The sequence below is a fragment of the Pedobacter cryoconitis genome (assembly GCF_003259615.1).
GTDB lineage: Bacteria > Bacteroidota > Bacteroidia > Sphingobacteriales > Sphingobacteriaceae > Pedobacter > Pedobacter cryoconitis.
On record NZ_QLLR01000036.1, the window covers coordinates 25,519 to 46,388 of the forward strand.

General features: G+C 40.7%; 16 protein-coding genes. 7 read left to right on the forward strand and 9 right to left on the reverse strand.

The genetic code is table 11. The annotated features are described in order from the left end of the window. Positions 1-45: 45 nt before the first annotated feature. Positions 46-264, reverse strand: coding sequence for a hypothetical protein (locus LY11_RS23295; RefSeq protein WP_111636021.1), 219 nt, complete (start codon positions 262-264; stop codon positions 46-48). Positions 265-497: 233 nt separating this feature from the next. On the opposite strand from LY11_RS23295, the gene LY11_RS23300 reads away from it, so the two are divergent. Further along, positions 498-2,279: a glycoside hydrolase family 15 protein gene (locus LY11_RS23300; RefSeq protein ID WP_111636022.1), complete on the forward strand. Its 1,782-nt coding sequence runs from the start codon at positions 498-500 to the stop codon at positions 2,277-2,279. A gap of 37 nt (positions 2,280-2,316) precedes the next feature. Here the strand turns inward: LY11_RS23300 and LY11_RS23305 are convergent, their stop codons facing one another. Beyond that, positions 2,317-4,494, reverse strand: a complete 2,178-nt coding sequence (locus tag LY11_RS23305) for a bifunctional alpha,alpha-trehalose-phosphate synthase (UDP-forming)/trehalose-phosphatase (protein WP_111636023.1) — start codon at positions 4,492-4,494, stop codon at positions 2,317-2,319. 206 nt (positions 4,495-4,700) lie between these two features. Here LY11_RS23305 and LY11_RS23310 point away from each other — a divergent pair, with 206 nt between their 5' ends. Then, positions 4,701-5,174: a ribonuclease H-like YkuK family protein gene (locus LY11_RS23310; RefSeq protein ID WP_068403032.1), complete on the forward strand. Its 474-nt coding sequence runs from the start codon at positions 4,701-4,703 to the stop codon at positions 5,172-5,174. 10 nt (positions 5,175-5,184) lie between these two features. Here LY11_RS23310 and LY11_RS23315 read toward each other — a convergent pair whose 3' ends face one another. The 3 genes from LY11_RS23315 to LY11_RS23325 are packed head-to-tail and all read right to left on the reverse strand — an operon-like array spanning position 5,185 to position 8,273. Continuing rightward, the gene (locus LY11_RS23315; RefSeq protein WP_111636024.1) at positions 5,185-5,817 is read right to left on the reverse strand and encodes a hypothetical protein; all 633 of its coding nucleotides are present in this window, start codon (positions 5,815-5,817) and stop codon (positions 5,185-5,187) included. After that, positions 5,807-6,847: a porin gene (locus tag LY11_RS23320; RefSeq protein WP_111636025.1), complete on the reverse strand. Its 1,041-nt coding sequence runs from the start codon at positions 6,845-6,847 to the stop codon at positions 5,807-5,809. The genes LY11_RS23315 and LY11_RS23320 overlap by 11 nt, the downstream gene beginning before the upstream one ends. Positions 6,848-6,890: 43 nt before the next feature. Then, complete coding sequence (locus LY11_RS23325) at positions 6,891-8,273, reverse strand: ammonium transporter (RefSeq protein ID WP_111636026.1); 1,383 nt, start codon at positions 8,271-8,273, stop codon at positions 6,891-6,893. Between the two features lie 332 nt (positions 8,274-8,605). On the opposite strand from LY11_RS23325, the gene LY11_RS23330 reads away from it, so the two are divergent. Then, complete coding sequence (locus LY11_RS23330; RefSeq protein ID WP_170132761.1) at positions 8,606-9,100, forward strand: SRPBCC family protein; 495 nt, start codon at positions 8,606-8,608, stop codon at positions 9,098-9,100. On the opposite strand, the gene LY11_RS23335 is transcribed toward LY11_RS23330, so the two are convergent. The 3 genes from LY11_RS23335 to LY11_RS23350 all read right to left on the reverse strand — a co-directional run bounded on the left by LY11_RS23335 (position 9,067) and on the right by LY11_RS23350 (position 13,248). Continuing rightward, complete coding sequence (locus LY11_RS23335; protein ID WP_111636028.1) at positions 9,067-10,035, reverse strand: TIGR01212 family radical SAM protein; 969 nt, start codon at positions 10,033-10,035, stop codon at positions 9,067-9,069. The two genes, LY11_RS23330 and LY11_RS23335, sit on opposite strands and share 34 nt — an antisense overlap. A 111-nt stretch (positions 10,036-10,146) precedes the next feature. Continuing rightward, entirely contained in the window at positions 10,147-10,935 is a 789-nt protein-coding gene (locus tag LY11_RS23340) for a peptidase associated/transthyretin-like domain-containing protein (protein WP_111636029.1), read from the reverse strand. A gap of 900 nt (positions 10,936-11,835) precedes the next feature. After that, on the reverse strand, positions 11,836-13,248 hold the full coding sequence (locus LY11_RS23350) for an APC family permease (RefSeq protein ID WP_111636031.1): 1,413 nt from the start codon (positions 13,246-13,248) through the stop codon (positions 11,836-11,838). 201 nt (positions 13,249-13,449) lie between these two features. On the opposite strand from LY11_RS23350, the gene LY11_RS23355 reads away from it, so the two are divergent. The 4 genes from LY11_RS23355 to LY11_RS23370 all read left to right on the forward strand — a co-directional run bounded on the left by LY11_RS23355 (position 13,450) and on the right by LY11_RS23370 (position 19,607). Beyond that, the gene (locus tag LY11_RS23355) at positions 13,450-15,702 is read left to right on the forward strand and encodes a sodium-translocating pyrophosphatase (protein ID WP_111636032.1); all 2,253 of its coding nucleotides are present in this window, start codon (positions 13,450-13,452) and stop codon (positions 15,700-15,702) included. Between the two features lie 122 nt (positions 15,703-15,824). Further along, positions 15,825-17,297: an amino acid permease gene (locus tag LY11_RS23360; protein WP_111636033.1), complete on the forward strand. Its 1,473-nt coding sequence runs from the start codon at positions 15,825-15,827 to the stop codon at positions 17,295-17,297. Positions 17,298-17,471: 174 nt separating this feature from the next. Continuing rightward, the gene (locus LY11_RS23365; protein ID WP_111636034.1) at positions 17,472-18,956 is read left to right on the forward strand and encodes an amino acid permease; all 1,485 of its coding nucleotides are present in this window, start codon (positions 17,472-17,474) and stop codon (positions 18,954-18,956) included. A gap of 84 nt (positions 18,957-19,040) precedes the next feature. Next, a complete protein-coding gene (locus LY11_RS23370) occupies positions 19,041-19,607 on the forward strand; it encodes a MarC family protein (protein WP_111636035.1) in 567 nt (188 codons plus the stop codon). A 73-nt stretch (positions 19,608-19,680) separates the two neighbouring features. Here LY11_RS23370 and LY11_RS23375 read toward each other — a convergent pair whose 3' ends face one another. Further along, positions 19,681-20,847, reverse strand: a complete 1,167-nt coding sequence (locus LY11_RS23375; RefSeq protein WP_111636036.1) for an RsmB/NOP family class I SAM-dependent RNA methyltransferase — start codon at positions 20,845-20,847, stop codon at positions 19,681-19,683. Positions 20,848-20,870: the final 23 nt, after the last annotated feature.

A 20,870-nucleotide genomic window follows, 5' to 3' on the forward strand; every position in this document is an offset into this window, starting at 1 on the left:
AGATTAGCGCAAAAGGGAATTGACTAAGAAACTGTTTAAGCTTTTCTAATATTTAAGGAACTTTTTCCTGATTTTGCTCATCCGCAGCTGCGCATTCTTTTCGAGTTTCATCAACATTGTACCTCTCTTGGTCATCCACGAGGTTACTTTATGATTCGCCTGCTGAATTGGAGAATAGATTTTTTCCTCCAGAATATCAAGATATTTAGCATTAGACCTGCTTTGTTGAAGTAAGAAGAATTCATTCATCAGTTCTGTTTTCATCTTTAATAGCTTTAAATGAGGAATTGGTTAATTAATTGATTTAACGCACAGCGATACTACTATAGTATCGTCATTGTTATCATAAATGTAATAAAAAAAATAAATAGGATGTACATCATTTACCCATTAAAAATAAGGTAAAATGTCCCTTAATATTCTTTAAGACAACAAATAGGCTGATAGTTTGTTCTATTACTATAATAGTATAGTAAACACACCAGAAATTATAATTAATGGACAGACATACCTATCAAACAGGAATAATTGGAAACTGTGCGTTCCTGGCGCACATCAATAAAAACACTAACATTGATTGGTTATGCTGGCCAAGATTTGACAGCTCTTTTGTTTTCGGCGGCCTGCTCGACAAAGAACAAGGCGGAGAATTTTCTATTTTGCCCGATGGAGAATACACTTCAGATCAACATTACGTAGAAAACACCAATATTTTAAGCACAACCATCACCAGTGAAGAAGGAACGTACCGGATTACTGATTTTGCACCAAGATTTTATCAGCATGAGCGTTTTTACAAACCGTTAATGTTAATCCGTAAAATTGAACCTTTAGAAGGAAATCCCAGGATTAAAGTAGTCTGTAATCCGGTTTTCAATTATGGCGAAGGAAAACAGCAAGGGGCAAGAGGCAGTAACCATATCCAGTTTACCGGAGCTGAAAACGATATGCAGTTAAGTACCAACATTTCACTTTCGTATATTGAAGACGAAAAGTATTTTGCGCTTAATGATACTAAATACCTCATCCTTACCTATGGACATGATTTAGACGCGCCAATTGAAAGTACAGCGGAAAGATTTTTGACCGAAACCCTGAAATACTGGCGTACCTGGATTAAACACTCTACGATAGCCGGCTTCCATCAGTCATTGGTTATCCGCTCTGCACTGGTGCTTAAAATTCACCAGTACGAAGACACAGGAGCGATTATTGCCGCAAGTACTACTAGTTTACCGGAATCTCCGGGAAGCACCCGTAACTGGGACTACAGGTACTGTTGGATGAGAGATACTTATTATGTGATTACTGCGCTGAACCATATCGGACATTTTGAAGAAATGGAGCGCTATTTCAACTATATCACTGATATTTCCTTCAGGGATGACAAGCGTTATCAGCCGCTTTTTGGTATTGCGGGTGAACGTGTTCTTACAGAACGTATCCTGACTAATCTGAAAGGCTACATGGGCAACCAGCCGGTACGTGTTGGAAATCAAGCTTATGAACATATTCAAAATGACATCTACGGACAAGTATTGATTTCTATGCTGCCTCTTTATACAGACAATCGGTTTGTTTTTAATGAGCGTAAAGATTCAGCCATCTGGCTTGATTACTTGCTGACCAAGATTGAAAGTACTATTGATGAAAAGGATGCCGGGATCTGGGAATTCAGGAACCTTGCCAATATGCACTGTTATACTAATTTATTCCAATGGGCGGGGGCAAGTGCAGCTTTAAAAATGGCTAAGACCATTGGCAATAAAGAATTTGAAGAACGTGCAAGATTATTGATTGAAAGAGCTTCCGCACATATAGAAGCATGTTATGATCCGGAAAGAAAAGTATATAACCATGCTGTAGGCAGTGCACATCTGGATGCCAGTACTTTACAGCTGATCCTGATGAATTACCTTGATCCTGATTCACAAAGGGCAAAAGATCACCTGATTGCTTTAGAACAGGAGCTTAAAGGTGCAAATGGTCTGTTTTACCGTTACCGCCATACGGACGATTTTGGCAAGCCTAAAACGACCTTCCTGATCTGTGCTTTCTGGTATGTGGAGGCGCTGGCCATAGTCGGCAGATTAGACGATGCAGTCAGAGAATTTGAATTATTAATCGGTTATGGCAATCATCTTGATCTTTTCGCAGAAGATGTGGATGAAAATGATGGCAGTCAATGGGGTAATTTTCCACAGGCTTACAGCCATGTAGGTTTGATGAATGCTGCACATAGAATCGCTATTAAACTAGACAAGCCCGCTTTCTTATAGAAAACGGGCTTGCTTAAATATATTTTGAGGGAGTTCGTTAGTTTGCTGCCAATGTTCTCAGAAACTCGCGGACTTCCACAAAATCTCTTAGATAATACCTTGCTGCCGAAATGTTACTTCCTACTTTAATCGTATAATCCTCTGGCTTCAGCGCTTTGAAAATATCTTCATCTGTATGGTCATCACCTAAGGCAATAATAAAATCAGGATGACTATCATATAACCAGGCTAAAGTGGCTTTTCCCTTATTGACTTCTATATTTTTAAACTCGATCACTTTATTACCCGGCATCATTTGCAAACCTTTATCGGCAACTGTTGCACCCAGGTGGTTAATGATCTCGTTTGCCCTGAGCTCTCCTAAGCCCTCTTCTACTTTACGGTAGTGCCAAACCAGGGAGTAACTTTTTTCTTCAGTGAAAGAACCCGGAGTACGGTCTGTATAAGTATCCAGTACTGTACTTATTTCCTGTTTCCAGCGGTCAGTCAGCAGCGGCAAAGATTTCCATTCCTGCTGGTAATGTTTTTGCCATGCACCATGTTCAGCAATCAGGCCCAGTTTTAAATGTCCAAACCACTGTTCCAGTGTCTCATGTCTGCGTCCGCTCACAATGACCACCTGATTTGCCGGATCAGCAGACAATTGTTCCAGTATATCATATAATTCTTTATCGGGCGAAGCCTTATCAATATCTCCGTTAAAACCAACCAGAGTGCCATCATAATCCAGGAAAATATAACGGTCTGCAGCTTTTGCATACGCCGCTCCTATTTGTTCTCTTATCGCTTTTACCGCATGTTTAGTTAACAATGACTCTTGCATTTGTTTAACTTCATCTAACTTATCCATAAAATTCTTGACCCAAAGGTGTATATCAAATTTCTTTACAATGCCTCTCATCACAGACATTCTTGTTTTTTGCTCCTCAACAGGCATATTGATCGCCTCAACGATAGCGCGCATCACATCACCGATATTATTGGGATTGACAATCAGCGCATCATTCAGTTCTTTAGAAGCGCCTGCCATTTCACTTAAAATGAGCACGCCGGTATTCCCCACCCTGCTGGCTACATATTCTTTACTGACCAGGTTCATCCCGTCCCGCATTGGGGTCACTAAACAAATATCTGCTGTATAATATAGCGCAGATAAAAATTCAACAGGAAAAGAACGGTAGAAATAATGTACCGGTACCCAATTTAAAGTTCTGAAATGTGCATTGATATTTCCTACGAGCTGATCAATCTGATCTTTTAATTCTTTGTATTGCGCAACAGTATCTCTGGAAGGGACAACAATCATATACAATGATAACTGCTCTATATATTCAGGATGGGTTGCCAATAGCAATTCATAGGCCTGTAAACGCTGCAATATCCCTTTGCTATAATCCAGCCTGTCAATGGTTAAGATAATTTTACAATCCTGCATGGTTTCTTTGAGAGAAACAACATGCTCAGCTACCACCGGATCACGGGTCAGATTCTCAAATTTATTGGCATCAATTCCCATCGGGAAAGCTTCCACTACAATCTGCCTGTCTTTATAGGTAATTACATTGTTGGATACTTTTGCTGGCGATAAACGCGAAGCTGCACTTAAGAAGTGTCTTACATCGTCAAAAGTATGGAAACCGAGTAAGTCGGCCCCAAACATCCCTCCTATCAATTCTTCCCGCCATGGGATGAGGCGGAACATTTCATACGAAGGAAAAGGAATATGCTGGAAGAAACCAATAATGACATGAGGTTGTGAATCTCTGATCAATTGAGGAAGCAATAAAAGCTGGTAATCATGTATCCAGACTGTATCACCTTCATTCAGATGTGCAGTAACTACTGCTTTAAACTTATCATTTACACTTTGATAAAAATCCCAATAGGTTTGATCAAAATGAGCATAGGTAACCATATAGTGAAATACGGGCCATAAAACTTCGTTGGAAAATCCTTCGTAATAAAGGTTGATTTCATCGGGGGTTAAAAATACAGGGATCAGATTGAGCTCAGCGAGCTTTTCTGTTACTTCCTGCTGCCGGTCTTCAGGAACCTCAATTCCAGGCCATCCGACCCACACATTATCACCTTTTTTGTATACCGATCCTAAACCGGTAGCTAAACCTCCTTCACTTGGACTAAGGAGATACTCCCCATTTTCTTCTACTATTTTAACGGGTAATCGATTCGAAACTATAATTGTTTTATTCACCATGTTATAGCCTGAATAACATGATTTCTTACATATTGTTTTAATTTTTATGTATTAAAGAAATTACACAAATTAACATTTTAGCACGAAACCTGTTGACAACTATCTGATTGTTAGCAAATAAACAACAAATAATTAATGTATCTTTAACATAATCACCTTAATTTTAGGAAACCTGAATACGGGTTGTTCTTTAATACCAATAACGTATGACCTGGAAAAAATTCAACGGCGAAGTGATTCACTTGCCAATTTTAGAAGAAGTAGAAAAAGCCATCATCAGAGAAACCGAAAAAGGCTATCATCTTAAAGTATGCGTCGGTACAGATTCGCAGGTTAAAGGTGCTTACACTGATTTTGCTACCGTGATTGTTCTGCTCAGAGAACAGCATGGAGGTTTCATGTACATCCATCAGGAAAAAACTACACAACAGATGAGCATCAAAGAACGAATGCTGATTGAAGTACAAAAATCCATAGAAACTGCTTATGCGGTCTGTGATCTTCTGGACTTATATGATGTGGATCTTGAGGTACATGCAGATATTAATACCAACCCGATGTTCAAATCCAACAAAGCATTGAACGAGGCTATGGGCTATATCTTAAGCATGGGCTTTATTTTTAAGGCTAAACCAGAGGCTTTTGCCAGCTCAACCTGTGCAGATAAAATGGTCCATTAACAAACCGGGCCTACCAGCTTTTTGTAGAAATCAAACTGCCGGTTTTAGGAAGCGGTTTGGCTTGTTGCGATGCAGACAGATATTCTTTGAACTCGGCAGCAAGGGCGGCCGATTGTCTGCCCGCTTCACTCACATAGGCAGACCACTCTCCCGCATTTAACTTACCCGGGCTTTTCTCCAAAGGAATTCCCTTAACTGTTGCAGGAACAAAGTTGCCATAGCGATCCCTCTGATAGGGAATAAATAAGAAATCTGTTAACCAGAATCTATACCGCTCCCCTTTAATTTCAAACCTGAAATTATATAATATCTCTCCGCTAGGATGTGATAATACATACGCAGTTTTATTAATCACGAATTTACCGCGCTGTTCCAACGCTGTACTATCAACCGGGAAAGAGTCCATCTTTTTCAGCTTAAAGAATGCCTTCGCCCTGAAAGCCAGAGAATCAGCAGAAACAGGAAGCTGAGCCACGACTTCATAATGAATATACTTTCCGATTTCATCTTTTTGTAACTCTTTGATTTCCTTAATATCCTGAGCAACTGCACCTGAGACAATCAGCAGCAAGAATAAAAATAGAAAGGCACCAGGCCATAGGGCCTGATACATTTCATGGTTATAGTTGAATTTAAAAGGCATATACCGCAGCTAATGAAAATTGTGAAGCATTTTTTGTAGGATCAAGATTATTCTTGATAAACCTCGCTGTAGAACCATTATCAAACCTGACCTCAGGTATAAATGTTAATCCCCCCGCTTTTAAATTCGCAGTTAACGTAATCGATTTAACATTTGATCCTTCCAGATCAGGAACATCTTTCGTTTTGAAATACTCTCCTCTCAGTCCTAAGGAAAAATTAGTTGTAAAAGCGTTCTGCAAATAAAGCGCAGCCCCACTATATCCCCCATTATTATTTGTTACTGAATAATCAGCAGCATTTAAACCAATCTTCACCTTTTCCGTTACCTGGTAAGAAGTAGTCAGATCATAAATCGACCCCGTTCCTGTAGCCCCGGATGCTCTCCCAGTCAGTAAATTCAGGTAAGCTGTCCATCCTTCAACAGGAACAACAGTCAATTGTGCCCCAAAATGCGTCACCCCATTTACGTCTTTATAAGCATTCCAGTCATTGAATAATCCGATCATTAAAGCAATTTTCGGAGAGAAGGTATAATTTGCCCTGATTCCTGCATTCTGAAAAGGACCGCTCGTAAAAAGATACGAGGTAGAATAATTAAAATTACCAGTAGGGACGATCACTTCATAACCAATAAATGTGCTCATATAACCGGCAGTAAGTGCAAGTTTATTGGTTACCGCATAAGACATGTACAAATTCTGTATATGAAAAGAATTGTCAGCATTACCAGTTTCTCCTTCCCCATTAGGGATTGAGCCATATTGTCCACGCGGGCCAAATGACAACTCCCCTACAAAAGAAGCTTTTCCTGTAGTTTTCTTTAAAGCCAGGTCAATCATTCCGATAGACACTGAATTCTGATCATTTGCAAAGCTCGTCCCAATATTAGGCTTTTTAGAAAAATCATACTTGTAATAAACATCCGCCGATCCCGAGATCTGCAACGGCGATGACGTGGGCGTTTCCTGAGCGTAAGTGGCAGCGCTCATGGTAAGGGCAGAAAGCGTGAAAAAAGATTTAATCTTCATAGTTGGTTAGGTTGGTTTAGGTTGCATGGGTTGGTTATAAAGGTCAGGCCAACGGAGAATTCTCCATTTCAAGCCCGGTTGAAGAGACAATCAAAGTCCCCTGAGAGTATTTCTCATTGTGCTGACTGGCATCAAGACCTTCTTCTTCTTCTTCGGAGGTTACACGAATCGGCTGAATTACATTTATTAATTTGAAAATCAGGAAGGACACCACAAAGCTGAAGGTGGCTACAATCAGTACCCCTTTCAACTGTGTTAAAAAGAAATCCGCATTTCCATAAAACAAACCATCTGCGCCCGCAGCATTGACAGTTTTAGTTGCGAATACCCCTGTCAGCAACATCCCTACAATACCACCTACACCATGACAAGGAAATACATCTAATGTATCATCAAGACTGGTTTTAGATTTCCACATTACTGCCAGGTTAGAAATAATAGCCGCAGCAACACCTATAAAAATACTATGTGGAATAGCTACGAATCCTGCGCCTGGAGTAATCGCGACAAGACCTACTACTGCACCGATACAAAAACCAAGTACTGATGGTTTTTTACCCATTAGTACATCGAAAAACATCCAGGAAAGACCTGCTGCCCCTGCTGCAATATTTGTAGTTGCAAAAGCAGACACAGCCAGACTATTTGCACCTAATGCTGAACCAGCATTGAATCCAAACCAGCCGAACCAAAGTAGTCCTGTACCGATTAATACGTAAGGGATATTTGCAGGCGGGATTTCCTGGTGATCCTGGTGAACTTTTCTTCTTTTCAATACAAGCGCACCTGCAAGTGCAGCCATTCCGGCAGAAATATGAACAACTGTACCACCGGCAAAATCCAGCACACCCATTTTAAACAGGATACCATCAGGATGCCATGTCCAGTGCGCCAGCGGAGAATAAACAAAGATGGCAAACAGTACAATAAATAAGATATAAGACGTAAAACGTATACGTTCAGCAACTGCTCCTACCACAAGTCCGGGAGTAATAATAGCGAACATCAGCTGAAACAAAGCAAATAAGGTTAATGGAATTGTTGGTGCAAGGCTCCACGACGGGCCTGAATTCACTCCCTGGAAAAACAGAAAAGTTAATGGGTTTCCAATCAGGCCGTGAATACTTTCTCCAAATGCAAGACTAAAACCTACTGTAACCCAGAGCACACTAATGATACCAGCAGATACTATACTTTTAATCATAGTAGAAAGCACATTCTTTCTGTGGACCATTCCTCCATAAAAGAATGCAAGACCCGGAGTCATTAGAAAAACTAATGCCGTAGCCACTAATATCCATGCAATATCGGCTGCATTATACTTACCAGCATCAAAATCGGCATGTAATGGAACAAAAAGCGCTGCAATTGCGACAATCGCAAGAATAACGAACGGAATTACCTGTTTAAATAGAACTTTATTCATATATATTATATTTTTATTGGTTTATAAGTTGATTTATTACATTATTAACATAAAAATACTAATAAACTTCAATAATTAATAACATTAAATACAAATCAATATAAAAACAGGATCATTTTTAGTCCAAAAACAACAAAAACAAGAAAAATAGACTCAATAAAAATCAATTATTAGAATTTACAGGCAAAATAATGACTCATATTTTAAATAAATTCAAAAAACACACTAAAAATATATGATAATTGTTTTTATTCAACTTTGTGATAAAAAACGCAAACAACACAGCACATTAAACTGTTAATTCCAGTATTGCTACCTTCGCAATACAAATTATGAAAGCATTTCACCTTAAATTCTCTCAATTCCTGCCAATCAGCTTACCTGAAGCATGGGATTTCTTCTCCTCACCGATGAATCTGGCTAAAATAACGCCCAAAGAGATGGCTTTTACGGTAACCTCACCCATTCAAGCAGACGAAAAGATGTATCCCGGAATGATTATTACTTATAAAGTATCGCCCGTAGCGGGAATTAAGCTAAACTGGATGACAGAAATCACCCAGGTATCAGATCAGAAATACTTTATTGACGAGCAGCGATTTGGCCCTTATAAATTCTGGCATCACCAGCACCACTTCAAACCGGTACCCGGAGGCGTAGAAATGACGGATATATTAACCTATGGATTGCCAATGGGAATTCTTGGGAATATAGCCAATAGTATATTTGTAGCCCGCAAATTACAGCAGATCTTTAATTTCAGAAGGCAGAAGACAATTGAATTATTCGGGGATTATACCGCCGCAACAGCAGCTACAGGCACGTAGGCAGAGCCCTGTACTATTCCTCTTTTTTCGATTTCCCGGTCAATATAAGTCTGAATAGACGATTTATTTAAGCCCCAGTTCGGCGCAATTAATAGATCCCAGTCAGAAATACCGAACAAACGCTGAATAACTACGTCTGGTCTTAACAAAGGGATCAATTTACACAGCAGATCTGTATATTCTTCAAGCGTAAACAATTTGAAAGGCTCTTTCTTGTACTTAGCCCCCATAATAGAGCCCTCTACAATATGAAGATGGTGAAACTTTACGAACTTAATTTTCGGGAACTTATTGATCTCATGAATATATTGCAGCATCATATCTTCAGTTTCCCATGGAAAACCAAAAATCGTGTGTACACAAAGATCAAGCTTACTATTATCCAGTAACTTAACAGCCTCTACAAACTCCGCATGGCTGCATCCCCTGTTGATTTGATTTAGTGTGTCATCATAAATTGATTCCATGCCCATTTCCAGATCCACATCAAAACGATCAGCATAACTCTCCAGTAATGCTACTTTTTCCGCATCAATACAATCCGGGCGTGTTCCTACAGAAAATCCGACAACATCTTCACTATTAATAGACAAAGCCTCATCATACATCATTTTCAGATAATGTACCGGTGCATAAGTATTTGTATTCGGCTGAAAATAAACAATGAACTTATCCGCCTTATAAAACCCCTTACCACGTTCCATTCCCTGCTCCAGCTGTTCTCTGATAGTAGGCAACTTTCTGGAAAGCTCAGGCGTAAAAGAATCTACATTACAATAGGTACAACCACCATATCCCTTGCTCCCATCACGATTAGGGCAAGTAAACCCACCATCAACAATCACTTTGAACACACGTTGTCCTTTATACTTTTCCTTAAGGTGAGTACCGTAATTATTATAACCTTTTATGCCTGAATCTAATGGAGTTCCCAAATTGCTTTTGTATTATTATTTTTTGCAAAAATACACCTTTTAATTTAAAGTTCAAGCCACAGCAAAGCAACATCTGGTGCCAGCCCCCGCACAATCAAACCAAAAGAGCAATTACTTAATCAGTGCAGGCAAATTATCATTGCTGCCCCCCTTAGTAAATTCAGTATAACTTTTCTTGATATAGATGATCATTTCATAATCAGACATTTCCATTGCCTCCGACTTTGACGGTCTGTATTTATCAATAAAACGCTGAAGAGGCTCCCCCTTTAAAGAAGTAACCCGTGTTATCTTTGACTTAGAAAACACCTTATCCACATAATTATTATCCTCACCCACCAACAACCTCTGTTGCAACTTGGACATTGGAGCCTTCTTTTTGCCGAACAAATTAATAATCTGCAAAACATCAACCCCAGCGATTGCGGCAGTGCTCATTGTATTTCTATTATACTGAGTAAACTGCGGCGACCTTACAAAAGCAGATTTCGAAATAAAAATATCCTTTACCCCCGGGCTCTTATAAGCAAAAACCGATAAAAACTCCTGCCTGTACCTCAACGAATCAAACTCATACTTATTCTTCGCTTCAATCTGCACCTCCTGTAAAATAAACGGCACCGCTTCCAACACCACTACAACCGCTCCCTTATTTGCCTTCAGTGTAAAATATGAAGTCACATAATTGGCACGGCTTACCTTTACCACCTCACCCGCATTAATATCAGACAACCCAAACTCACCCTTCAGATTACTAAAAACAATCCCATAACCCGTTGTCACCGTTGCATTCTCAATCGGTGCCCTTGTATCCTTGTCGATAACCGTACCCAGTATACGCTGTGCAAAAAGCTGACAGGAAAAAGAAAGAACTAACACTAAAGTAAATATATATTTCATGCCCGCTGATTTAGGAAACCGTGAATAATTTGATCTTATAAATTTAAACAACTTCTAAATATTATCCCATACAAAACAGCACTTAACACCAAAAAACTTGGTACAAGATGACATTAAAACCTCATTTATAATAATCACGCGAACTAATGCGATACAGCGAAGCAATCCGGCAGAGCTAACCTTACGCAATCCAACTTAGCTATCCAATTATCAATCCAACCTAGCAATCCGAATAAGCAATCCAACCTAGCCATCCAACCAGCAATCCAACTTAGCAATCCAACTTAGCTATCCAACTTAGCAATCCGAATAAGCAATCCAACCTAGCCATCCAACCTAGCAATCCTAACAAGCAATCCAACCTAGCTATCCAACCTAGCAATCCTAATAAGCAATCCAACCTAGCAATCCGAATAAGCAATCCAACCTAACCATCCAACCAGCAATCCAACCTAGCCATCCAACCAGCAATCCAACTTAGCAATCCAACCTAGCCATCCAACCAGCAATCCAACCAGCAATCCAACCTAGCTATCCAACCAGCAATCCAGCTTAGCAATCCGAATAAGCAATCCAACCAGCAATCCAACTTAGCAATCCAACCTAGCCATCCAACCAGCAATCCAACCAGCAATCCTAATAAGCAGTCCAACCTAGCTATCCAACCAGCAATCCAGCTTAGCAATCCGAATAAGCAATCCAACCTAGCTATCCAACCAGCAATCCTAATAAAAATCTGTGAGCCCGTAACCATTTATTTTTTTCGCTCCCTAAAGGCCCCATCAAAATGGTGAAAAATAAAAAAACCGTTATACTATGTTCGGACATTGCATTCAGGGCCACTTCAGGCCCACAAAATGCTGACGAACATAGTATAACGGTTTTTTTATTTCCTCTTACTTATTCCTTAGGCTTCGAAAAAAAATAAACCGGTATACCTGCGAGCATGATCAACACCCCCCACCCACACGTACTAAACTTAGTAATCAACAGCGCCACGCAAATTGCCGCAGCTACCACCATATACAAAGCCGGCAATACCGGATACCCGAACGCCCTATACGGACGCACCAAATCCGGCCTTTTCCTTCTTAAAATAAATATCCCATAAATAGTAAGAATATAAAAAATCATCACAATGATCACTACATAATCCAGCAAATCACCATACTTGCCCGTCAAACAAAGAAAAGAAGCCCAAATACACTGAAACCACAAAGCCCAGCCCGGCACACTCGACTTATTCAATAAAGCCGCCTTCTTAAAAAACAACCCATCCTTTGCCATCGTATAATAAACCCTTGCCCCAGCCATGATCAACCCATTATTACAAGCAAAAGTTGAAATCATGATCATTACAGCAATAGTAATCGTGCCCACATCACCAAAAATATATTGCGCTGCCGCAACAGCCACACGATCAGACTTCGCAAAAGCAATCTCATTCAAAGGCATCACAGAGATATACATCAAATTCGCTGAAATATAAATCACACTCACAATGAAAGTCCCAAAAAACAAACTCAGGCCCACATTGCGCTCAGGCTTTTTGATCTCACCAGCAATAAAAGTTACCCCGACCCACGCATCACTCGAAAAAAGAGAACCCACCATGGCCGCTGCAATACCAGAAAGCAAAGCAGTACCACCAATAGAAACCCACGAACCATTTTGCGCATCAAAAGCTCTTGTATTCCACGCATCAGCCCAATTCGCATTCCACACCTGCGTATTTGCGGCGATTAAAAAACCACCAGCAATCAGACCCAGCAGTGAAAAAATCTTAATAATAGTCAAAAAAGTCTGTAGAATCTTACTATCCCTTACCCCCCTGCTATTGATATAAGTCAGCAACACAATCGTCACAATAGAAACCAATTGCGCCGCATTCAAATGAAAAGACCCTAAACTATATAAAACATTAGTATCACTCAAAGGCTCATACAAATAAGCAGCAAACTTCGAAAAAGCCACCCCTACCGCGGCGATCGTTCCCGTTTGAATTACCGCAAAGAAGCTCCACCCATACAAAAATGCGATCAGCTTATTATAAGCCTCCTTCAGATAAACATACTGGCCGCCCGCCTTTGGGAACATTGCACTCAGCTCACCATAACTTACCGCCGCAACTACTGTTACCAACCCAGTCAATACCCAAATCAGGATGAGCCAGCCTGCCGACCCCACTTGCCTGGCAATATCAGCACTTACAATAAATATCCCCGATCCGATCATGGAGCCTACAACAAGCATAGTTCCGTCTAAAAGACCAAGCTCTCTCTTAAAAGAGCCATCCTCAATTTCTTTATTCATTAGTTGTTTTGGTTGGTTGATTGATTTAAATCCCTAAGGATGCGCTAATATATTTAAATTCTTAAAATAAAAATACCAAGCCACAACTATAGCTGTAAATCTTTCAACCACAGTCAATTAATTTGGGAATGTCAGAAACTCTCTTTAATTTGTATAACGGCCAATACGCCATCTACCCAGGAAACCAAATTTAAACAACATATGATTTTTCTACAACAGAATTTAATTTACTTCATCCCCCTTTTTGGCCTCGTTGGGATACTGGTTATGGCCTTCCAAAGTGCCTGGGTTACCCGGCAGGAAGCAGGAGACAAAAACATGTCTGAACTCGCAGGTTATATAGCAGACGGTGCTATGGCCTTTTTGAAAGCAGAATGGAAAGTACTTAGTTACTTTGTGATCATCGCCGGTATTTTACTCGCCTGGTCCGGTACACTTACCGGAACAGCTGCCAGCCCCATTCACTCCAGTCCCATTATCGCTGTCGCCTTTCTTATCGGCGCAGTATTTTCAGCTTTCGCAGGCTATTTAGGAATGCGCATCGCAACAAAGGCCAATGTCAGAACCACACAAGCAGCCAGAACAAGCTTAGCGCAAGCACTGAAAGTATCCTTCAGAGGAGGGACAGTGATGGGATTTGGTGTTGCAGGCCTGGCTATTCTCGGCCTGGGAACCCTGTTTATCATCCTTTACCACACCTTCGTACATCCCGGATCTCCGGAATCCTCAGCCCAATTGAAAAAAACTATTGAAGTACTTGCCGGCTTCTCCCTGGGCGCAGAAAGTATTGCCCTTTTTGCCAGAGTTGGCGGAGGGATTTATACCAAAGCAGCAGACGTTGGAGCCGATCTGGTAGGAAAAGTAGAAGCAGGAATTCCCGAAGATGACGTGCGTAACCCCGCAACCATTGCAGATAACGTAGGAGATAACGTGGGTGATGTAGCCGGTATGGGTGCAGATTTATTCGGCTCTTACGTAGCAACCATCCTGGCCACTATGGTATTAGGACAGGAAATTGTTTCTGAAGACCTGTTCGGAGGTATGGCCCCCGTACTTTTACCCATGCTGATTGCAGGGCTAGGACTAATCTTCTCTATCGTAGCCTCCCTGTTTGTTAAAATTAAGAAAGAAACCGATAGCGTGCAAAGCGCATTAAACATAGGAAACTGGTTATCTATTGTACTCACCGCAATCGCCTCTTACTTTGCCGTTCGCTGGCTATTGCCCCCTGTGATGTCCATCCGCGGATTTGAATTCACTCAAATGTCCGTTTATTACGCGATACTCATCGGTTTGGCGGTTGGCACACTCATGAGTCTGATTACAGAATACTATACCGCAATGGGCAACCGTCCCGTCAACTCAATCATTCAGCAATCCTCAACAGGGCACGCAACGAATATTATTGGTGGTCTTTCCGTAGGCATGGAATCTACAGTGCTACCTATCCTGGTACTCGCTGCCGGAATATATACCTCTTATTCCTTTGCAGGATTTTATGGCGTAGCGATTGCCGCAGCCGGGATGATGGCTACTACAGCTATGCAACTCGCTATCGATGCTTTCGGACCTATTGCCGATAACGCAGGAGGAATAGCAGAAATGAGCGGATTACCCAAAGAAGTCAGAGAACGCACAGACATGCTTGATGCCGTAGGAAATACCACTGCAGCTACCGGAAAAGGCTTTGCAATTGCCTCAGCAGCCCTAACCTCACTTGCCCTGTTTGCTGCATTCGCAGGAATTTCAGGCATCACCTCTATTGACATCTATAAAGCAAATGTACTGGCAGGCCTGTTTGTAGGCGGCATGATTCCTTTCATCTTCTCTTCACTTTGTATTGCCGCAGTAGGCCGGGCAGCGATGGCCATGGTACAAGAAGTGAGAAGACAGTTTAAAGAAATTCCGGGGATTATGGAATATAAAGCCAAACCTGAATATGAAAAATGCGTAGCCATTTCCACAGAAGCCTCTATTCGTGAAATGATGCTTCCCGGAGCAATCGCACTGATTGTACCTATTATTGTAGGTTTCACCTTTGGCCCCGAGGTACTCGGAGGGCTGCTTGCAGGCGTAACCGTTTCGGGTGTTTTAATGGGGATTTTCCAATCCAATGCTGGCGGCGCATGGGATAACGCAAAGAAATCCTTTGAAAAAGGAGTGATGATTGAAGGTAAAATGGAATATAAAGGGTCAGAACCGCACAAAGCATCCGTAACCGGAGATACCGTAGGAGATCCATTTAAAGACACCTCAGGCCCATCCATGAATATCCTGATCAAACTCATGTCTATCGTTTCTCTGATCATTGCACCACATATTGCCGTAGGGATCAGCAACCCCGGTACCACAGAGATCAGAAAAGAAATACAGATCAGTAAATCGACAGACTCCAAAGGAAAAATCAAGATTGATACCGTTAAAAATGTGACAGATACCCTGATTCATCCTTAATCAATCCATATATTGTTCTGAATAAAAGGGATTTCCAAAACAAATCCCTTTTATTTTTAAATATATTTTAATTAGGTTTGGTCTTGAACTAACCCATAAAAAAATAAACAACCAAACTTACTATGTTATTTAAAAAATCTATTCCACAACTATTGGCTGAAGCGAATGAGAGTGGCGAGGGCACTTTAAAGCGTACCCTAACCAGTTTCAACCTGGTAGCCTTAGGAGTCGGTGCTATTATTGGTGCAGGATTATTCTCCCTTACAGGTATCGCATCGGCAGACAATGCCGGCCCTGCGGTAATACTATCCTTCATCATTGCCGCAATTGGTTGTGGATTTGCAGGTCTTTGTTATGCAGAATTTGCTTCGATGATTCCGGTTGCCGGTAGTGCCTATACTTACTCTTATGCCACTATGGGAGAATTTATGGCCTGGATCATTGGGTGGGATTTAGTTCTTGAATACGCATTAGGTTCAGCTACAGTCGCCTCCAGCTGGTCCCAATACTTCTCACAATTCCTCTTGGAATTTGGCATACACTTCCCCCAAAGCCTGTTACACGGACCATGGGAAGGTGGAATTGTCAATCTGCCAGCAATTATAATTGTTTGCTTATTATCCCTTCTGCTGATGAGAGGAACCAAAGACTCTTCCTCTGTCAATAACGTATTGGTTATTGTGAAAGTAGCCGTAGTACTGATCTTCATTATTTTAGGATGGAGCTTTATTAACCCTGCCAATCACCAGCCATTCATCCCTGTTAACCCAGGAGAAGAAGCCGTAAAAGCAGGTACTAAAGGCTTCTTTGAATTCTTCGCCAGTGATGACTTCGGACACTTCGGTATCAGTGGAATTCTGCGTGGTGCAGGCGTTGTATTCTTTGCTTTTATCGGTTTTGATGCCGTAAGTACAGCAGCACAAGAAGCTAAAAACCCACAAAAAGGAATGCCAATTGGTATTATCGGTTCATTGATCGTATGTACCTTATTATATGTACTGTTCTCTTATGTGATGACAGGCCTGGAAAACTACACCAAATTTGCGGGTGATGCCAAACCAGTTGCTACAGCCTTTGCGCAAACAGGTTATACCTTCTTAAACCGCTTTCTGATGATTGCCATTCTTGCTGGTTATACCTCAGTAATCCTGGTACTGCTCTTAGGACAAAGCCGTGTATTTTACAGTATGAGTAAAGACGGACTATTGCCTAAAGTATTTTCAGACCTGCACCCTAAAAACCAGACTCCATGGAAAACCAACCTGGCCTTTATGGTGTTCGTTAGTATTTTTGCAGGCTTTGTGCCAGTATCAGACCTGGGCCACATGGTAAGTATCGGTACCTTATTTGCTTTCTCCTTAGTTTGTATCGGCATACTGATCTTAAGAAAAACAGATCCTGAACTGGACAGACCATTCCGTACGCCATGGGTCCCATTCGTACCTATTATGGGTATTATTGTTTGTGTACTGATGATGGCTTCCCTGCCTATTGTAAGCTGGGAACGTTTAGCTATCTGGATGGCACTGGGTGTAATTATTTACATGGCCTACAGTAAAAAGCACAGTAAGATAAGAAATGCACATCAAGGATAAAGATTTTATATAGGTGAAAGACACAAGGTTAATCCTTGATTGCTCCATATATTATATTGAATAAAAGGGATTTTCAGCGAGAATCCCTTTTATTTTTAAATATATTTTAATTAGGTTTGAAATTGAATTAACCCTATCCTAAAAACAAAAAAACTTAAAACTATCCTTTAACTTATGTTATTTAAAAAATCTATCCCACAACTATTAGCTGAGGCAAATGAGAGTGGCGAGGGTACGCTAAAACGTTCTTTAACCAGTTTCAACTTAGTAGCCTTAGGCGTTGGTGCTATTATTGGTGCAGGATTATTCTCCCTTACAGGTATCGCAGCAGCAGATAACGCTGGTCCTGCAGTAATACTATCCTTCATTATCGCAGCAGTTGGTTGTGGATTTGCAGGTCTTTGTTACGCAGAATTTGCATCAATGATTCCGGTTGCCGGCAGTGCTTATACTTACTCTTATGCCACTATGGGAGAGTTTATGGCTTGGATCATTGGGTGGGATTTAGTCCTTGAATACGCATTAAGCGCGGCTACAGTTGCTTCCAGCTGGTCCCAATATTTCTCACAATTCCTCTTGGAATTCGGCATACACTTCCCTCAAAACCTATTACACGGACCATGGGAAGGCGGAATTGTCAATGTACCAGCAATTGTTATCGTTTGCTTGTTATCTCTGTTATTGATGAGAGGTACCAAAGACTCTTCCTCTGTGAATAACGTTTTGGTTATTGTAAAAGTAGCCGTGGTACTGATCTTTATTATTTTAGGATGGAGCTTTATTAACCCAGCCAATCATCACCCGTTCATCCCTGTTAACCCGGGAGAAGATGCTGTAAAAGCAGGCACAAGAGGATTCATGGAATTCTTTGCAAGTGATGACTTCGGGCACTTTGGTATCAGTGGTGTATTACGTGGCGCAGGCGTTGTATTCTTTGCCTTTATCGGTTTTGATGCCGTAAGTACAGCAGCACAGGAAGCTAAAAACCCACAAAAAGGAATGCCAATTGGTATTATCGGTTCATTGATCGTTTGTACTTTATTATATGTACTGTTCTCTTATGTGATGACAGGACTGGAAAATTATACCAAATTTGCGGGTGATGCCAAACCAGTTGCTACAGCCTTTGCACAAACAGGATATACCTTCTTAAACCGCTTTTTAATGATTGCCATTCTTGCTGGTTATACTTCAGTAATCCTGGTAATGTTATTAGGCCAGAGCCGTGTATTCTACAGTATGAGTAAAGATGGGTTATTGCCTAAAATATTCTCAGACCTTCACCCTAAAAACCAGACTCCATGGAAAACCAACCTAGTATTTATGGTTTTCGTGAGTATCTTCACTGGCTTTGTGCCAGTATCAGACTTAGGTCACATGGTAAGTATCGGTACGCTGTTTGCCTTCTCATTGGTTTGTATTGGCGTATTGATTTTAAGAAAAACCAATCCTGAATTAGAAAGACCTTTCCGTACCCCATGGGTTCCTTTGATCCCTATTTTAGGTGTCGTGGTTTGTGTGTTGATGATGGCTTCTCTGCCTATTGTAAGCTGGGAACGTTTAGCCATCTGGATGGCCTTAGGTGTAGTTATCTATTACGCTTACAGTAAGAAACATAGCAAGATCAGAAATGATTACAATAACAGCTTACCAAAATAAGCTCTCTATAAATGAATAAAATAAAAAAGCCACTTATAAGTGGCTTTTTTATTTTATTCATTTTACATTTACACAAAAAACACCATGAAATTCAATCTAAGTCAAATACTCTCAACCTCAATGGTTTTGTTTGCGATCATTGACATCTTAGGTGCTATTCCCGTGGTGATTCAGCTCCGCAGGAAAGCAGGTCATATTGAGTCAGAAAAAGCGACAATTGTGGCCACTTCACTCATGATTATTTTCCTTTTTGCTGGAGAAACTATGTTGAAAATCATCGGGCTGGACGTACAATCTTTTGCTATTGCCGGTTCCCTGGTAATCTTTTGTATCGCTATGGAAATGGTATTAGGCCTTACCCTGTTTCATGAAGATGCTCCTGAAACAGTTTCCATCGTTCCTTTAGCCTTTCCGCTGATTGCAGGCGCAGGAACAATGACTACCCTGCTTTCCCTTAAAACCCAATACGATACTCAAAACATCATTATAGGTATCCTGATCAATATGACATTCGTCTATTTTGTATTAAAGAATACCGAACGTCTGGAAAAACTATTTGGAAAATCAGGCTTAAACGTATTAAGAAAGGCATTTGGTGTCATCCTGCTTGCTATCGCAATTAAGCTATTCAGAAGTAACACAGGATTATAATCCCCCCATATAATAAAAAAGGGTTTATCTGAAAATCTCAGACAAACCCTTTTTTATTATAAATTGAAATCTCTTAATCTTTTTTAATCAGCCTTGCGATAAACATCGTATCGGCCTTATCATTGTAACCTATAATGCTCTGCATGCTTTCCAATGTCAATGGTAAATTAGCAAGCAGGTATTCGATCACCTCTTCATTCTCCTTCTTAAATACAGAGCAGGTGATGTACAGTAACGGTTTACCCGTTTTCAGATATTTCACAACCCGCTCCGCAATGCTCTTCTGAAGCTTCGAGAAGTAATCTATTTTATGTGCATCAAAATGAACCAGCATTTCTGGCGTACGTCCCCAGGTTCCGGACCCTGTACAAGGTGCATCCAGGATAATCCCGTCAAACACATAGTCATGTAAGTCCTGATCATTATTCTGCAATAAATCCAGCACTTTTTTATGATACTTCTTAATCCCGGCAGCTTCAAAACGTTCATCCAGGTTATGCAGACTGTTCTCCCTGACATCACTCACCAACAATTCTATTTTAGGCTGTATATCATGCAGCAGGAGAGACTTTCCGCCAGAAGCGGCACAAGCATCCCACCAATAATCATAAGGCTGCGGAGCGAAGAATTCGCCCGTTTTTTGGGAAGATAAATCCTGAACCTGGTAATACTGATCTTCAGGTAATAATTTCTCTAACTTCGTTCCGTTGGGTAAAGCCAGTGTTTTTTCACTGATTTCCTTCACAGCTACCTCTGCCGCAACCAGTAAATCGAAAATCTTTTTGTGGTGTACAGCTTTAATCCTTAAAAACAGATCTGGCTGAATAAAAAACGACTGTAAGAAATCAGTTAAATCAATTCCTTCAGACAACTCAGCCGTGAAAGAAAATACCTCCGTTAACTTAAATTTCGGAAAAGTATCTTCAACCAGTTTTAACTTCGCCTGTATCGGCAATAACAACTGCTCTTTAAACTGAGGCAGATAATGATCGATCATCAGACTCTCCGTTTGATTACACAGGAAATCTGCGATGGCAAGACGCAATAACTGTTTTTCTTTTTTCAGTGCCTGTCCCAAACGGAAATAGCTATACAGATAGCGGGTTACCCAGCGTCTGTCTGACGAGCCCATTTGCTTGTGCTGTTTAAAATAAGTAAACAGGAACCTGTGTAAAGGTAAAACTCCGTCATATTGCTTGAAGACATCCTCAAAGGAACGTATCTGATATTCTAATTTCATTCGGTATTTATTGTTTTCAGCGG

Excerpts from the sequence above, each read along its gene's own strand:
- LY11_RS23295 (WP_111636021.1), bottom strand. The coding sequence starts at position 264 with ATGAAAACAGAACTGATGAATGAATTCTTCTTACTTCAACAAAGCAGG.
- LY11_RS23300 (WP_111636022.1), top strand. The coding sequence starts at position 498 with ATGGACAGACATACCTATCAAACAGGAATAATTGGAAACTGTGCGTTC.
- LY11_RS23305 (WP_111636023.1), bottom strand. The coding sequence starts at position 4,494 with ATGGTGAATAAAACAATTATAGTTTCGAATCGATTACCCGTTAAAATA.
- LY11_RS23310 (WP_068403032.1), top strand. The coding sequence starts at position 4,701 with ATGACCTGGAAAAAATTCAACGGCGAAGTGATTCACTTGCCAATTTTA.
- LY11_RS23315 (WP_111636024.1), bottom strand. The coding sequence starts at position 5,817 with ATGCCTTTTAAATTCAACTATAACCATGAAATGTATCAGGCCCTATGG.
- LY11_RS23320 (WP_111636025.1), bottom strand. The coding sequence starts at position 6,847 with ATGAAGATTAAATCTTTTTTCACGCTTTCTGCCCTTACCATGAGCGCT.
- LY11_RS23325 (WP_111636026.1), bottom strand. The coding sequence starts at position 8,273 with ATGAATAAAGTTCTATTTAAACAGGTAATTCCGTTCGTTATTCTTGCG.
- LY11_RS23330 (WP_170132761.1), top strand. The coding sequence starts at position 8,606 with ATGAAAGCATTTCACCTTAAATTCTCTCAATTCCTGCCAATCAGCTTA.
- LY11_RS23340 (WP_111636029.1), bottom strand. The coding sequence starts at position 10,935 with ATGAAATATATATTTACTTTAGTGTTAGTTCTTTCTTTTTCCTGTCAG.
- LY11_RS23350 (WP_111636031.1), bottom strand. The coding sequence starts at position 13,248 with ATGAATAAAGAAATTGAGGATGGCTCTTTTAAGAGAGAGCTTGGTCTT.
- LY11_RS23355 (WP_111636032.1), top strand. The coding sequence starts at position 13,450 with ATGATTTTTCTACAACAGAATTTAATTTACTTCATCCCCCTTTTTGGC.
- LY11_RS23360 (WP_111636033.1), top strand. The coding sequence starts at position 15,825 with ATGTTATTTAAAAAATCTATTCCACAACTATTGGCTGAAGCGAATGAG.
- LY11_RS23365 (WP_111636034.1), top strand. The coding sequence starts at position 17,472 with ATGTTATTTAAAAAATCTATCCCACAACTATTAGCTGAGGCAAATGAG.
- LY11_RS23370 (WP_111636035.1), top strand. The coding sequence starts at position 19,041 with ATGAAATTCAATCTAAGTCAAATACTCTCAACCTCAATGGTTTTGTTT.
- LY11_RS23375 (WP_111636036.1), bottom strand. The coding sequence starts at position 20,847 with ATGAAATTAGAATATCAGATACGTTCCTTTGAGGATGTCTTCAAGCAA.